This window comes from Citrobacter sp. Cpo147 (assembly GCF_030332405.1).
GTDB classification, from domain to species: Bacteria; Pseudomonadota; Gammaproteobacteria; order Enterobacterales; family Enterobacteriaceae; genus Citrobacter; species Citrobacter portucalensis.
In genome coordinates this window covers 172425-188017 of sequence record NZ_JAOWHX010000029.1, presented here as the reverse complement: position 1 = coordinate 188017, position 15593 = coordinate 172425, and the positions used below count along the sequence as shown (strand labels likewise).

The following is a 15593-nucleotide window of genomic DNA, read 5'->3' as shown; positions in this document are numbered from 1 at the left end:
ACTTTCATCTAGTAACTATTCAACGTCACTTCTACCAGCGCACCGTCACAGTGCAAATCTTGCCCATTTTTAGCGCAAATTTACGTTTATTCGATCTGTTTTCAGGCTCCTTACTTGGGCAAAATGCCAGCAAATGTTAAATCACGGCATTAAATGTTGCGCAAATGAGATGTTTCCTGGTGTTTATCCCGATTTTTGCTAAGCGCGCCGGAATGGCGCAATCCCTGCAATACTTAAATCAGTATCATGTGATACGCGAGCTCCGGGAGCATATTTTGAACAGGTTACCTTCCAGCGCATCGGCCCTGGCCTGCAGCGCACACGCACTGAATCTCATCGAAAAGCGCACGCTTGATCATGAGGAAATGAAATCATTGAACAAAGAGGTGATTGAGTACTTCAAGGAGCATGTCAATCCGGGGTTCTTAGAGTATCGAAAATCTGTAACTGCAGGCGGGGATTACGGAGCCGTAGAGTGGCAAGCGGGAAGCCTGAATACGCTTGTCGACACCCAGGGGCAAGAGTTCGTCGATTGCCTGGGTGGTTTTGGAATTTTCAACGTGGGGCACCGTAATCCAGTCGTGGTTTCCGCCGTACAGAATCAACTCGCGAAACAACCTCTGCACAGCCAGGAGTTACTTGACCCTCTTCGGGCCATGTTGGCAAAAACTCTCGCCGCACTGGCGCCCGGTAAACTGAAATACAGTTTTTTCTGTAACAGCGGGACCGAGTCGGTTGAAGCCGCCCTGAAGCTGGCGAAAGCGTATCAATCGCCGCGCGGTAAATTTACGTTTATTGCCACCAGCGGCGCATTCCACGGTAAATCACTGGGCGCGCTGTCCGCCACAGCTAAATCCACCTTCCGTAAACCCTTTATGCCGCTGCTGCCGGGCTTCCGTCATGTGCCGTTTGGCGATATTAACGCGATGCGCACCATGCTCAGCGAGTGTAAAAAGACCGGTGACGATGTCGCAGCCGTGATCCTCGAACCCATCCAGGGTGAAGGTGGGGTGATCTTGCCTCCACAAGGCTATTTGACTGCCGTTCGTAAACTTTGCGATGAGTTTGGCGCGCTGATGATCCTTGACGAAGTGCAAACCGGCATGGGGCGTACCGGCAAAATGTTCGCCTGCGAACACGAAAACGTGCAGCCCGACATTATGTGTCTGGCCAAAGCGTTGGGCGGCGGTGTGATGCCCATTGGCGCGACCATTGCCACCGAAGAGGTGTTCTCCGTCCTGTTCGACAATCCTTTCCTGCATACCACCACCTTTGGCGGCAACCCGCTCGCTTGTGCAGCTGCGCTGGCCACCATTAACGTCCTGCTGGAGCAAAATTTACCGGCTCAGGCGGAGCAGAAAGGCGATATGTTGCTGGATGGTTTCCGCCAGCTTGCGCGGGAATACCCGGACCTGGTGCATGATGTACGCGGTAAGGGCATGCTGATGGCGATTGAGTTTGTCGATAATGAAATCGGCTACAACTTTGCCAGTGAGATGTTCCGCCAGCGGGTGCTGGTTGCCGGCACGCTTAACAATGCAAAGACGATCCGCATCGAACCGCCGTTGACGTTAACGATCGAGCAATGCGATCTGGTATTGCGATCGACGCGCAAAGCCCTGGCAGCATTACGGGTGAGCGTGGAGCAAATGTAACAACCTTACCCGGCCTATAAAAGACAATCTTTTGTAGGCCGGATAAGGCGTAGCCGCCATCCGGCAATTAGCCTGACTTAAACAATCCGCACACCAGCAGGCATAAGGCGTTCTGGCGTCAACAGTACGCTTTCACTGCCATCGTCGGTTTCCGCGCACAGCAGCATGCACTCTGATGTCTCACCGCGCATTTTGGCCTTTTGCAGATTACACAGCACCACCACCGTTTTGCCCATCAGCTCCTCTTCTCTGTAGTAAGGCACCAGGCTGGTTACGGTTTGCAGCGTACGCTCTCCCACATCTACCTGTACGATATACAGCTTATCGGCATTGTCATGGCGCTTTACCTGTGCGATTTTTCCAACACGTATTTCCATTCGGGCAAAATCAGCAAATGCGACGGTATCCATTATTTTCTCCTTTGGTAAAATTTTACTAAATATTAGCAAAATATTTTCCGAGCATTGTTCTCAAAAGCGGGAAAATGACGTACTCATCACACTCTGAAAGCCCAGTTTTACCCCGAGCATGTCAATTAATCATGCTTTTTTTACTGAAAACAGATGAATAGATAAGCACTTCATTTACAATGCGCAGGTAACTCAGGGAAAAGGCAAACATGGCAACACTTAAAGACATCGCAATCGAAGCTGGCGTGTCCCTGGCGACAGTGTCCCGGGTTTTAAACGATGACCCCACGCTGAATGTAAAAGAAGAGACTAAGCATCGCATTCTGGAGATCGCGGAAAAGCTGGAGTACAAAACCAGCAGCGCCCGAAAGAACCAGACCAGCGCGCTCGGCCCCCAGCATATTCTGGCGCTCTACAGCTATCAGCAAGATTTGGAAATCAACGATCCTTACTACCTCGCGATCCGCCATGGGATTGAAACCCAGTGTGAGAAACTCGGGATCGAACTGACCAACTGCTATGAGCACAGTGGTCTGCCGGAGAGCAAACACATTACCGGCATTCTTATTGTCGGCAAGCCTTCTCCCGCTCTGCGCGAGGCGGCAACAGCGCTTACCGACAATATCTGCTTTATCGATTTCCATGAATCCGGCAGCGAATATGACGCCGTCGATATCGATCTGGCCCGCATCAGCAAAGAGAGCATCGACTTCTTCATTGCCCAGGGCGTCACCCGCATTGGCTTCATCGGTGGCGAAGACCAGCCAGGCAAGGCCGATATCCGCGAAGCCGCGTTTGTCGAATACGGTCGTCTGCAGCAGGTCGTTTCTGAACAGGACATCTATCGCGGCGGTTTCTCCAGTTCATCAGGCTATGAACTGGCTAAAGAAATGCTGGCGAAACCCGACTATCCCAGCGCCCTGTTTGTGGCTTCAGACTCGATTGCCATTGGCGTTCTGCGCGCCATCCACGAGCGCGGTCTGAATATTCCGCAGGATATTTCGCTGATTAGCGTTAATGATATCCCAACGGCGCGTTTCACCTTTCCTCCGCTTTCCACCGTTCGCATCCATTCGGAAATGATGGGCAGTCAGGGCGTCAACCTGCTGTTCGAAAAAGCCCGTGACGGGCGTGCGCTCCCCCTGCTGGTTTTTGTTCCCAGCAAGCTGAAACTGCGCGGCACCACCCGCTGAAATCCCCCGTTAATCCGCCCGGTTTCTTCTGATGCCGGGCGCGCATTGTCATGCATTCTTTTCCGCGTCCGAATTATTTTCGTGATCCAGTTAAAGTAAATCACTTCACTCGCTATATTTTAGTAAAACTTTTACTAAAATCACCATCAATTACACTTACCCACCATTACAATGAATGGTTCCGATTTTTCTCCACCGGGAGGCCTTATGAATCGCTGGGAAAACATTCAGCTCACCCACGAAAATCGACTGGCGCCACGCGCATATTTTTTCTCTTACGACTCCGTTGCGCAGGCTCGCTCGTTTGCCCGCGAAACCAGCAGCCTCTTTCAGCTGCTAAGCGGTCAGTGGAATTTTCAGTTCTTTGAGCATCCGCTGCTGGTGCCGGAAGCCTTTACGTCGCAGTTTATGAGTGACTGGGGCAGCATCACCGTCCCCGGCATGTGGCAGATGGAAGGACACGGCAAGCTGCAGTATACCGACGAAGGTTTTCCTTTCCCGATTGATGTCCCCTACGTTCCGACCAATAACCCCACCGGGGCCTATCAGCGTATTTTCACCCTCAGCGAAGGCTGGCAGGGCAAACAGACACTGATTAAGTTTGATGGCGTAGAAACCTACTTCGAAGTTTACGTGAATGGTCAATACGTTGGCTTCAGCAAAGGCAGCCGCCTGACGGCCGAATTTGATATCAGCGCGGTGGTGAAGACCGGTGATAACCTGCTGTGCGTTCGCGTAATGCAATGGGCTGATTCCACCTACGTTGAAGACCAGGATATGTGGTGGTCGGCGGGAATTTTCCGCGACGTCTATCTGGTCGGCAAACAGGCGACCCACATTCAGGATTTTACCGTTCGCACCGAGTTCGATGATGACTATCGCGACGCCACCCTCTCCTGCGACATTGCGCTGGAAAACCTGGCCTCCACGCCAGCGATAGCGTCGCTCGAATACACCTTATTTGACGGTGAGAAGGCGCTGCATAGCGGTGTGATTAACACTCTGAAGGTGGATGAACAAACGCAGACCGCTTTTCATTTCAAGGTTAGCGCGCCGCAGCAGTGGTCGGCGGAATCGCCGTATCTCTACCACCTGGTGATGACGCTGAAAGATGCCAGCGGCAACATCCTTGAGGTCGTGCCACAGCGCGTTGGATTCCGCGATATTAAAGTTCGCGACGGTCTGTTTTACATCAATAACCGCTACGTGATGCTGCATGGCGTTAACCGCCACGATAACGATCATCTTAAGGGCCGTGCTGTCGGTATGGATCGCGTTGAAAAAGATCTGCTGTTAATGAAGCAGCACAACATCAACTCCGTACGCACCGCCCATTACCCGAACGATCCGCGCTTCTATGAATTGTGCGATATCTACGGCCTGTTCGTGATGGCCGAAACAGACGTTGAATCTCACGGCTTCGCCAATATCGGCGATATCAGTCGGATCACCGACGATCCACTGTGGGAAAATGTCTACGTTGAGCGCATCGTGCGCCACGTCCATGCGCAGAAAAACCACCCTTCGATCATCATCTGGTCGCTCGGTAACGAATCCGGATACGGCTGTAACATCCGCGCCATGTATCACGCTGCGAAAGCGCTGGATGACACGCGTCTGATCCATTACGAAGAAGATCGTGACGCCGAAGTGGTGGATATCATCTCCACCATGTACACCCGCGTGCCGCTGATGAATGAGTTTGGTGAATATCCGCATCCTAAGCCGCGCATCATCTGCGAGTATGCGCACGCCATGGGCAACGGTCCCGGCGGGCTAACGGAATATCAGAACGTCTTCTATCAGCATGATTGCATCCAGGGGCACTATGTATGGGAGTGGTGCGATCACGGGATTCAGGCTAAAGATGACGACGGCAACGTCTGGTACAAATATGGCGGCGACTACGGCGACTATCCGAACAACTACAACTTCTGCCTTGATGGCCTGATTTATTCCGATCAAACCCCAGGACCGGGACTGAAAGAGTACAAGCAGGTAATTGCGCCGGTGAAAGTGCGCGCACAGGATCTGGCCCGCGGCGAGCTACGGGTAGAAAACAAACTCTGGTTCACCACGCTTGACGACTACACCTTGCATATTGAGGTTCGCGCCGAAGGAGATACGCTCTTTGTTCAGCAGATAAAACTGCGCGACGTTCCTCCCAACAGCGACGCGCTGCTGCAATGCGCACTGCCGGAGCTGGATGCGCGCGAAGCGTTCCTTAACGTCACCGTGACGAAAGATTCCCGAACGTCATACAGCGAAGCCGGGCATCACATCGCGACTTATCAGTTCCCGCTGAAGGCCAGAACGGCGGCTGCCGTACCGTTTAGCCTGCAAAACGCCAACCCTCTGACGCTGGAAGACAGCCGCCAGAGCTGCACCGTTCGCGGTTATAACTTCCATCTGACCTTCTCAAAGCTGACAGGTAAACCGATCGCCTGGAACGTCAATGGCGAAGAGCTGATTACCCGCGAGCCGAAGATTAATTTCTTCAAACCGACCATTGATAACCACAAACAAGAGTTCGAAGGCCTCTGGCAGCCGAATCATTTACAGATTATGCAGGAGCATCTGCGCGAGTTTACCCTTGAGCAAACCGATGATGCGCTGCTGATAACCAGCCAGACCATTATCGCCCCGCCGGTATTCGATTTCGGTATGCGCTGCACTTATCGCTGGCGCATTGCCGCGGACGGTCAGCTGAATGTGGAACTTTCTGGCCAGCCTTACGGCGAGTACCGGGACATTATTCCGTGCATCGGTTTCACGATGGGCATCAACGGTGATTTGGGCCAGGTGGCGTATTACGGACGTGGTCCCGGTGAAAACTATGCCGATAGCCAGCAGGCCAACATCATCGACATCTGGCGCAGCAGCGTGGATGAGATGTTCGAAAATTATCCGTTCCCGCAAAACAACGGCAATCGTCAGGACGTGCGTTGGGCAATGCTAACCAACCGCCACGGCAACGGCCTGCTGGTGGTCCCGCAGCGCCCTGTCAACCTGAGCGCCTGGCGCTATACGCAGGAAAATATCTTTGCCGCACAGCACTGCAACGCGCTGCAACGTAGCGATGACATCACCCTGAATCTGGACCACCAGTTGCTGGGCTTAGGTTCCAACTCGTGGGGAAGTGAAGTACTCGATTCCTGGCGCGTCTGGTTTACGTCATTCAGCTACGGCTTCACGTTGTTGCCGGTTTCCGGCAGCGAATCTGGCGCTCAAACCACCGCCAACCGCGCCTTTGGCACCGGGTTCTTTTCCACGAATATGCGCAGCGAGAATACAAAATGAGGATCATCGACAACTTAGAGCAGTTCCAGCAACGCTATGCTTCAGGTCGGAAATGGCAACGCTGCGTCGAGGCTATTGAAAATATTGACAATATTCAGCCAGGCGTCGCCCACTCTATCGGTGATTCCCTGAGCTACCGCGTGGAGACAGACTCCGCGACCGATGCGCTGTTTACCGGTCATCGTCGTTATTTTGAGATCCATTACTACCTGCAAGGGCAGCAAAAAATAGAGTATGCCGCCAAAGAGGATCTCCAGGTGGTTGAATATTATCGCGATGAAACCGATCGCGAATATCTGAAAGGTTGTGGAAAAACCGTCGAAGTGCACGAAGGACAAATGGTTATTTGTGACAATCATGAAGCCTATCGTTTTATTTGTAATAACGCAGTGAAAAAAGTCGTACTCAAAGTCACCATCGAAGATGGTTATTTTCATAATAAATAAAAACACAGGCGGCGCCGACGTTGCGCCGCCAGTACCCTATAATAATCAGGAATCGGAGATGTGCTATGTCTGATACCAAACGTAATACCATCGGCAAGTTCGGCTTACTTTCACTCACCTTTGCCGCGGTTTATAGTTTTAATAACGTAATCAACAATAATATTGAGCTTGGTCTGGCATCCGCACCGATGTTTTTCCTCGCGACGATTTTCTACTTTATTCCGTTTTGCTTAATCATCGCTGAATTTGTTTCGCTGAATAAAAACTCCGAAGCCGGTGTCTACGCATGGGTAAAAAGTTCGCTGGGTGGGCGTTGGGCATTTATTACTGCCTACACCTACTGGTTCGTTAACCTGTTCTTTTTTACCTCGCTTTTGCCCCGCGTTATTGCCTACGCCTCATATGCTTTTTTAGGCTACGAATACATTCTGACGCCGTTCGCAACCACCGTGTTAAGTATGGTGCTGTTTGCCTTCTCCACCTGGGTTTCGACCAATGGTGCAAAAATGTTAGGGCCGATTACCTCGGTCACCTCCACGTTGATGCTGCTGCTGACGCTGTCCTATATTTTACTGGCAGGTACGGCGCTGGTTGGCGGCGTACAGCCTGCTGACCCTATCACCGTAGACGCAATGATCCCGAATTTTAACTGGGCCTTCCTCGGTATCACCACCTGGATTTTTATGGCGGCAGGCGGCGCGGAGTCGGTGGCGGTGTACGTCAACGACGTCAAGGGCGGCTCCAAATCGTTCGTGAAGGTCATTATCATTGCCGGAATTTTTATCGGCGTGCTCTATTCCATCTCCTCGGTGTTGATTAACGTATTCGTCAGCAGCAAAGAGCTGAAGTTTACCGGTGGTTCGGTGCAGGTATTCCACGGCCTGGCGGCATATTTCGGCCTGCCGGAGCTGGTCGTTAACCGCTTTGTCGGCCTGGTCTCCTTTACCGCGATGTTCGGCTCCCTGCTGATGTGGACCGCAACGCCGGTGAAGATCTTCTTCTCTGAAATTCCGGCGGGTATTTTCGGTAAAAAAACCGTCGAACTGAATGAAAATGGCGTCCCGGCCCGTGCAGCATGGATCCAGTTCCTGATCGTTATCCCGCTGATGATTATCCCGACGCTCGGCTCCAATACCGTGCAGGATTTAATGAACACCATCATCAACATGACCGCCGCCGCCTCGATGCTGCCGCCGCTGTTTATTATGCTGGCTTACCTGAATCTGCGTGCAAAACTGGACCACTTACCGCGCGACTTCCGTATGGGTTCGCAAAAAACCGGCATTGTTGTGGTGTCGATGCTGATCGTTCTTTTCACCATCGGATTTATTGCCTCTACCTTCCCAACCGGCGGCAATATCATGACCATTATTTTCTATAACGTCGGTGGGATTGTTATTTTCCTCGGTTTTGCCTGGTGGAAATACAGTAAATATATCAAAGGGCTAACCAAAGAAGAAAAAGCTATTGAGGCGGCCCCTGCTTCAGATATCAATTAATGACTAAAACATAATAACAATAAACAATATTCGCCAAGGCTATAACAATAAAAATTAAATTTTATTTGCTTAGGATCGAAGCATGAAAAACATTAGCCATTGTTGCAGGGCAATTATTGCCCTGCCCTTTTTCTGCGTCTCCTCTCTGGGTGCAGAAGAAGTTCGCCCTGCAGAACACGACGACACGAAAACGCCAGAAATATCTTCCCCCTCATTTCGCTTTTATGGCGAATTGGGCATGGGGGGATATATGGATTTAGAAGGACAAGACAAACATAAATACAGTGATGGTACCTATATAGAAGGTGGCCTGGAGATAAAACACGGCTCTTGGTTTGGTCTGATCTACGGCGAGGGCTGGACCGTGCAGGCCGACCATCAGGGCAATGCCTGGGTTCCTGACCATAGCTGGGGCGGATTCGAGGGCGGGCTCAACCGCTTTTACGGCGGTTATCGTACCAATGACGGAACGGAGCTGATGCTCAGCCTGCGCCAGGACTCTTCGCTGGATGACCTGCAATGGTGGGGGGATTTCACTCCAGACCTGGGCTACGTCATTCCCAACACTCGCGACATCATGACTGCCATTAAGGTGCAAAACCTGACCGGTCCTTTGCGCTACAGCGTGACAGCAACGCCCGCCGGACACCACGACGAGAGCAAAGCCTGGCTGCACTTTGGTAAATACGATCGCTACGACGATAAATATACCTATCCGGCCATGATGAACGGCTATATCCAGTACGACCTGACTGAAGGCGTAACCTGGATGAACGGCCTGGAGATAACAGATGGTACCGGACAGCTGTTCCTGACCGGCATCCTTTCGCCCAACTTCGCCGCCCGCGCCTGGCACCACACGGGCCGCGCCGACGGGCTGGATGTGTCCGGCACCGAAACCGGCTATATGGTCAGCGCAATGTATGAAGCGCTAAAAGGCGTTTACCTCTCCACTGCTTATAGCTACGCCAAACACCGACCGGATAGCTATGAGGACGAAACCACTTCCTTTATGCAGTTCGGTATCTGGTATGAATACGGCGGCGGCCGTTTCGCTACTGCCTTCGACAGTCGGTTCTATATGCAGAATGCATCCGGCGACCCGAGCGACCAAATCTTCCTGATGCAATATTTCTATTGGTAACAAGGACCGGAATACCATGAACATGAAACCTATTCTTACGCCGCTGGCCTGTATCCTGCTGATGAACTTCTCCGCACATGCCGCCAGTGCTAACGACTTTAAAAACATCATTAATCGCACCGGTGCGCCGGGCTACATGCATGACTACGATCACGACGACCACCAACGCTTTAATCCATTTTTCGATCTTGGCGCCTGGCACGGTCATTTGCTCCCGGACGGCCCTGCAACGATGGGCGGCTTTCCAGGCGTGGCGTTGCTGACCGAAGAATACATCAATTTTATGGCCAATAATTTTGACCGTCTGACGGTGTACCAGCACGGTAAAAAGGTCGATTTCGCGCTTGAGGCCTACGGCATTCCCGGCGCGCTGGTGCAAAAGCTGTCATCTAAGCATGTGCAAATAGAGATGACGCTGCGTTTTGCCAGCCCGCGCACCTCGCTGCTGGAAACCAAAATCACCAGCAACACGCCGCTGGATCTGGTGTGGGACGGCGAGCTGCTGGAGAAACTGGAAGCCAAAGAGGGAAAAGCGCTGTCGGATAAAACCATTGATAGCGAATTCCCTGGCTATCAGCGCAAAATCACCGCCACGCACGACGGTCTGAAAGTCACCTTCGGCAAAGTGCGCTCAACCTGGGATCTGCTCACCTCCGGTGAGTCGGAGTATCAGGTGCATAAATCTGTCGCTATGAAAACCACGGTTAACGGTCATCACTTTACGGGGAAGGCCCATATCAGCGGTTCGACAACCATTTACACCACCTATTCTCATCTGCTTACCGCCGAGGATGTGGCGAAAGAGCAGCCGCAGATCCGCGATATTCTGGCGCGCCCGGCCTGGTATCTTGCTGCATCACAAAAGCGCTGGGTGGATTATCTGCAAAAAGGCTTAACCAATCCGGATGCCACAACGGAACAAACCCGGGTCGCGGTAAAAGCTATTGAAACGCTAAACGGCAACTGGCGCTCGCCAGGCGGTGCGGTAAAACACAATACCGTGACGCCATCGGTCACCGGCCGCTGGTTCTCCGGCAACCAAACCTGGCCGTGGGACACCTGGAAGCAGGCCTTCGCTATGGCGCACTTTAACCCGGAGATTGCCAAAGAGAATATTCGCGCCGTCTTTTCATGGCAGGTTAAACCCGGTGATCCGGTTCGCCCGCAGGATGCCGGATTCATCCCCGACCTGATTGCCTGGAATCTCAGCCCAGAACGCGGCGGCGACGGCGGTAACTGGAACGAGCGCAACACCAAACCCAGCCTGGCGGCCTGGTCGGTGATGGAGGTCTACTACGTCACCAAAGACAAGGCCTGGCTCGAAGAGATGTATCCAAAGCTGGTTGCGTATCACGACTGGTGGCTGCGTAACCGCGATCATAACGGCAACGGCGTGCCGGAATACGGCGCTACCCGCGATAAAGCCCACAATACCGACCGCGGCGAAATGTTGTTTACGGTGAAAAAAGGCGACAAGGAAGAAACGCTCTCCGGGCTTAACAACTACGCCACCGTGATCGATAAGGGCCAGTATGACAGCCTGGAGATCCCAGCGCAGGTTGCCGCCTCGTGGGAGTCCGGTCGTGACGATGCGGCTGCATTCGGTTTTATCGATAAAGATCAACTGGATAAATACGTCGCGGGCGGTGGAAAACGCAGCGACTGGGTGGTGAAATTTGCCGAAAATCGCAGTAAAGACGGTAATTTGCTGGGTTACTCGCTGTTGCAGGAGTCAGTCGATCAGGCCAGCTACATGTACAGCGACAACCATTATCTGGCGCAGATGGCGACCCTGCTCGGCAAACACGAAGAGGCGCAGCGCTATCGCCAACTGGCGCAAAACCTCGCAGATTACATCAACACCTGCATGTTCGACCCGGAAACAAAATTCTTTTACGACGTTCGTATTGAGGAGCAACCGCTGGCAAACGGCTGCGCGGGTAAACCGATCGTCGAACGTGGCAAAGGGCCGGAAGGCTGGTCGCCGCTGTTTAACGGTGCAGCAACGCAGCCCCATGCGGACGCGGTGGTTAAGGTGATGCTCGACCCCAAAGAGTTCAACACCTTTGTCCCGCTTGGCACGGCGGCGCTGACCAACCCGGCTTTCGGCGCGGATATCTACTGGCGCGGGCGCGTCTGGGTGGATCAGTTCTGGTTCGGGCTAAAAGGGATGGAGCGTTACGGCTATCGCGATGACGCGTTAAAACTGGCGGATACCTTCTTCAGCCACGCCAAAGGCCTCACCGCCGACGGTCCGATTCAGGAAAACTATAACCCGCTGACTGGCGCACAGCAGGGCGCACCGAATTTCTCCTGGAGCGCGGCGCATCTCTATATGCTGTATAACGATTTTCTTAAAAAACAGTAATCTGTGACATAACGCCGGATGGCGCTTCGCTTATCCGGCCTACAAAGACACATTTTCACCGGCCGGATTAGGTGCTTGCACTGCCATCCGGCATATTCGTCCTCTGGCTCCACTCCTTTTTTGAATCCCATCACAATCACGGCATTCCTCTTTTCCCTTTTACGCGGCGACGGCTAAATTATTAACTCATCCGACCACATAACAATAATTTTACATACTGGACACCTTTATGAGCTATCCGTCGCTGTTCGCTCCGCTCGATTTAGGCTTCACCACGCTTAAAAACCGCGTGCTGATGGGTTCAATGCATACCGGACTGGAGGAATATCCCGATGGTGCAGAACGGCTGGCCGCGTTCTACGCCGAGCGCGCCCGTCACGGCGTAGCGTTAATTGTGAGCGGAGGTATTGCGCCTGCGCTTTCCGGCGTGGGAATGGAAGGCGGTGCGATGCTGAACGACACCAGCCAGCTTGCTCACCATCGCGTCATTACCGATGCTGTGCATGATGAAGGCGGCAAAATCGCCCTGCAAATCCTGCACACCGGGCGTTACAGCTACCAGCCGCATCTGGTGGCGCCTTCTGCTATTCAGGCACCCATTAACCGCTTTACGCCACATGAATTAACGCACGATGAAGTGCTGCAGTTGATTGAAGATTTTGCCCACTGCGCACAGCTGGCGCGGGAAGCGGGCTACGATGGCGTGGAAGTGATGGGGTCGGAAGGGTATCTCATCAACGAATTCCTGACGCTGCGTACCAACCAGCGCGATGACCAATGGGGCGGTGAGTATGCCAACCGCATGCGTTTTGCCGTTGAGGTGGTGCGAGCGGTACGCCAGCGTGCCGGGAATGACTTTATTATTATCTTCCGCCTGTCGATGCTCGATCTGGTGGAAAACGGTGGAACCTTCGACGAAACCGTCCAGCTGGCGCAGGCTATAGAAGCCGCGGGAGCCACCATTATTAACACCGGTATTGGCTGGCATGAGGCGCGTATTCCCACTATCGCTACCCCGGTACCCCGCGGTGCGTTTAGTTGGGTGACGCGTAAGCTGAAAGGGCATGTGACAATCCCACTGGTCACCACCAACCGCATTAACGATCCTCAGGTTGCCGACGACATTCTGGCCCGTGGCGATGCCGATATGGTGTCGATGGCCCGTCCGTTCCTCGCTGATGCCGAACTGCTGTCAAAAGCGCAAACCGGACGAACGGATGAGATCAACACCTGTATCGGCTGTAACCAGGCCTGTCTGGATCAGATCTTCGTCGGCAAAGTCACCTCTTGCCTGGTCAATCCGCGCGCCTGCCATGAAACCAAAATGCCGATTGTTGCGGCAGCTGTGCAAAAGAACCTGGCGGTTGTCGGTGCGGGTCCTGCGGGCCTCGCCTTCGCCATTAATGCCGCAGCGCGCGGGCATCACGTGACGCTGTTTGACGCACATGGCGAGATTGGCGGGCAGTTTAATATCGCCAAACAGATCCCCGGCAAAGAAGAATTCTATGAAACCCTGCGCTACTACCGTCGGATGATCGACGTGACTGGCGTGACCCTGAAGCTGAATCACTTTGTCAGCGCACACGATCTGCACACCTTCGACGAAGTGATCCTCGCCAGTGGGATCGAGCCTCGTATGCCACCGATCGAGGGGATCGATCATCCAAAAGTACTGAGCTATCTCGACGTTCTGCGCGATAAAACGCCAGTGGGTAAACGCGTGGCGATCGTGGGCTGCGGCGGGATCGGTTTTGATACCGCAATGTATCTGAGTCAGCCCGGCGAACCCACCAGCCAGAACATTGCGGAGTTCTGCGTAGAATGGGGGATCGACACCAGCCTGCAACAGCCCGGCGGCTTACGCCCGGAAGGCCCACACTTATCCCGCAGCCCGCGCCAGATAGTGATGCTGCAGCGAAAAGCCAGCAAACCGGGACAAGGTTTAGGTAAAACGACGGGCTGGATCCATCGCGCCACCCTGCTCTCACGCGGCGTGAAAATGATCCCGGCAGTCAGCTATCAGAAGATTGATGATGATGGGTTACACGTTGTGTTGAACGGTGAACAGGTGATCTTTAACGTGGATAACGTGGTGATTTGTGCCGGACAAGAGCCGCGCCGTGAGCTGGTCGATCCGCTGCACGCGGCAGGTAAAACAGTGCATCTGATCGGCGGCTGCGATGTGGCGATGGAACTGGATGCCCGACGCGCTATTGCGCAGGGCACCAGGCTGGCGCTGGAAATTTAACGTCATGTCTTTCGTAGGCCGGATAAAGTGTTAGCCGCATCCGGCACTCTGCACCGATTTGCCTGATGGCGCTCTGCTTATCAGGCCTACAGAATCAGGCAGATTTTTACTGTAGGCCGGATAAGTCGTTAGCCGCATCCGGCACCCGCTATTACCGACGACGACCGGTTTTAACCGCCTTCAGCACCACGAATTTATTATTGGTGGCGATGGTTTCGCAGTTGCCGAAAATCTTCTTCAGCTTGTGGAAGTAGTCGAGGTGACGGTTAGCCACAATGTACAGCTCGCCGTTGATTTTCAGGCAGCGGCGGGCGTGGTGGAACATTTCCCAGGCAATGTTATCCGTCAGCGCATGCTTCTGATGGAACGGTGGGTTGCACAGCACGGCGTTAAAGCGGAAAGGTTCGACGCCAGACAGCGCGTTGTTAATCATAAACTCGCAGCGATCCAGCGCTTCAGGCATGTTGCTTTCCACGTTCAAACGGCTTGAAGCCACCGCCATCGGCGATTCATCAACAAATACCACGCTGGCTTCCGGGTTCTTCGCCAGCAGCGTCATACCGATAACACCGTTACCGCAGCCGAGATCAACAATCTCCCCTTCGAGGTTTTCCGGCAGATGCTCGATAAAAAAGCGCGCGCCGATATCCAGTCCGGTACGGGAGAAGACGTTGGCGTGGTTATGGATAGTCCAGTCGGTACCTTCCAGCTTCCAGCTTAGCGTTTGTGAGGCAGCGGCCAGCTCAGGTTTGCTGAACGTACAGTTGATCAAACGCGCTTTTTTCCACGCCAGCGTCGTGGTGGTTGGACCCAGCACTTTTTCAAACAGTTCCAGCGTCGAGGTATGTACATCACGCGCTTTTGCCCCGGCGATGATGCGCGTTTCTGGCGTTACCACTTCGCGCAGCGCACGCAGTTGCTGCTCCAGCAGCGCCATGGTTTTTGGCAGCTTAATCAGCACCACGCCCGGCGCCTGCGGATAGTCAGCGGTACTGTCGAGGAACTTGACGCTCGACTCGGCAATATCGTTATGACGCAGGTTCTCGCGTGTGGCAAGCTCGCTGAGATAGGAATCGCCGATGCTGTACGGCGTATGTTCCGCCAGCGCACAGCCCAGCGCGCCGAAGGTATCATTCAGGATCAGCACCGGGCCGCTAATCTCGGTATCGTCCAGCTGTTGCAGCAGATATTCATCTGCAGCTTCCCACGCCAGCAGCGGGTTAACGTCATCCGTTTCCGGGAAACGTTTAAGTGACAGCGAACGGAAACCGTTGTCTATGTGGCTCATCGGCCCTCCTGAATGGTAAAATTTCGGCGTATCCCTGAAAAG

General features: G+C 53.4%; 10 protein-coding genes. 8 read left to right on the top strand and 2 right to left on the bottom strand.

What is annotated here, in order from left to right; genetic code table 11:
• Positions 1-275: 275 nt before the first annotated feature.
• Positions 276-1655, top strand: coding sequence for a putrescine aminotransferase (gene ygjG, locus OGY06_RS01900; RefSeq protein ID WP_057067552.1), 1380 nt, complete (start codon positions 276-278; stop codon positions 1653-1655).
• 77 nt (positions 1656-1732) lie between these two features.
• Here the strand turns inward: ygjG and OGY06_RS01895 are convergent, their stop codons facing one another.
• Entirely contained in the window at positions 1733-2065 is a 333-nt protein-coding gene (locus tag OGY06_RS01895; RefSeq protein WP_003828529.1) for a tRNA-binding protein, read from the bottom strand.
• A 209-nt stretch (positions 2066-2274) separates the two neighbouring features.
• On the opposite strand from OGY06_RS01895, the gene ebgR reads away from it, so the two are divergent.
• The 7 genes from ebgR (at position 2275) to OGY06_RS01860 (ending at position 14263) form a co-directional block, all read left to right on the top strand.
• The gene (gene ebgR, locus OGY06_RS01890) at positions 2275-3258 is read left to right on the top strand and encodes a transcriptional regulator EbgR (protein ID WP_032945068.1); all 984 of its coding nucleotides are present in this window, start codon (positions 2275-2277) and stop codon (positions 3256-3258) included.
• A gap of 207 nt (positions 3259-3465) precedes the next feature.
• Positions 3466-6558, top strand: a complete 3093-nt coding sequence (ebgA, locus tag OGY06_RS01885) for a beta-galactosidase subunit alpha (RefSeq protein WP_286604520.1) — start codon at positions 3466-3468, stop codon at positions 6556-6558.
• A complete protein-coding gene (locus OGY06_RS01880; RefSeq protein WP_003828536.1) occupies positions 6555-7004 on the top strand; it encodes a beta-galactosidase subunit beta in 450 nt (149 codons plus the stop codon). The genes ebgA and OGY06_RS01880 overlap by 4 nt, the downstream gene beginning before the upstream one ends.
• Before the next feature lie 65 nt (positions 7005-7069).
• Positions 7070-8503: an amino acid permease gene (locus OGY06_RS01875; protein ID WP_003828538.1), complete on the top strand. Its 1434-nt coding sequence runs from the start codon at positions 7070-7072 to the stop codon at positions 8501-8503.
• Between the two features lie 82 nt (positions 8504-8585).
• On the top strand, positions 8586-9647 hold the full coding sequence (ygjJ, locus tag OGY06_RS01870) for a protein YgjJ (protein WP_003828540.1): 1062 nt from the start codon (positions 8586-8588) through the stop codon (positions 9645-9647).
• A gap of 16 nt (positions 9648-9663) precedes the next feature.
• A complete protein-coding gene (gene ygjK / locus OGY06_RS01865; RefSeq protein ID WP_191222113.1) occupies positions 9664-12015 on the top strand; it encodes an alpha-glucosidase in 2352 nt (783 codons plus the stop codon).
• A 229-nt stretch (positions 12016-12244) separates the two neighbouring features.
• Positions 12245-14263: an oxidoreductase gene (locus tag OGY06_RS01860; RefSeq protein ID WP_003828543.1), complete on the top strand. Its 2019-nt coding sequence runs from the start codon at positions 12245-12247 to the stop codon at positions 14261-14263.
• A gap of 151 nt (positions 14264-14414) precedes the next feature.
• On the opposite strand, the gene rlmG is transcribed toward OGY06_RS01860, so the two are convergent.
• Positions 14415-15551, bottom strand: a complete 1137-nt coding sequence (gene rlmG / locus OGY06_RS01855) for a 23S rRNA (guanine(1835)-N(2))-methyltransferase RlmG (protein ID WP_003828544.1) — start codon at positions 15549-15551, stop codon at positions 14415-14417.
• Positions 15552-15593: the final 42 nt, after the last annotated feature.